This is a genomic window from Bradyrhizobium sp. 14AA (assembly GCF_054185205.1).
Map to the genome: position 1 here is coordinate 1 of NZ_JAVAYM010000204.1, position 433 is coordinate 433.

General features: G+C 59.8%; 1 protein-coding gene. It reads left to right on the top strand.

Annotated features, from left to right (window positions below):
* Positions 1-275 (top strand): 3'-5' exonuclease (locus tag RAD15_RS44020; protein WP_458184896.1); only part of this gene is annotated, 275 nt, incomplete at its 5' end.
* Positions 276-433 lie beyond the last annotated feature (158 nt).

A 433-nucleotide genomic window follows, 5' to 3' on the forward strand; every position in this document is an offset into this window, starting at 1 on the left:
GGACTGGTATTACTGTGTCAACGATCCACGGGGTCAAGGGCGCCGAATATGACGCGGTGATCGCCTATGGGCTGCTGGAAGGCATGGTCCCACATTTCAGCGACCCAGATCAGGTCGAGACAGCGAAGAAGCTCGTGTACGTGGTATCGTCGCGGGCTAGAAAGAACCTGCATCTGATCTCCGAGCGTGGTCGAAGCCGAGGCTGGAGTGGAGACTATCAACCGACCGAAGTCCTTGCCGGATGTGCATTCCAATACGACCAGCTTTCCACCTAAAGCGGCGTTCTCGCTAGCGCGATCAAGGGCTACAAGGGGGCGCTCTCACGGTCTGATCCGATAGGAGCGCTCCGTTCCCTCACGAGCAAGGCGGCCACCGCCGTATGGGTACGACGAAGCCGTCGTTCCCGCTGGCGTCGCCAAATGCCGGCTTGTGC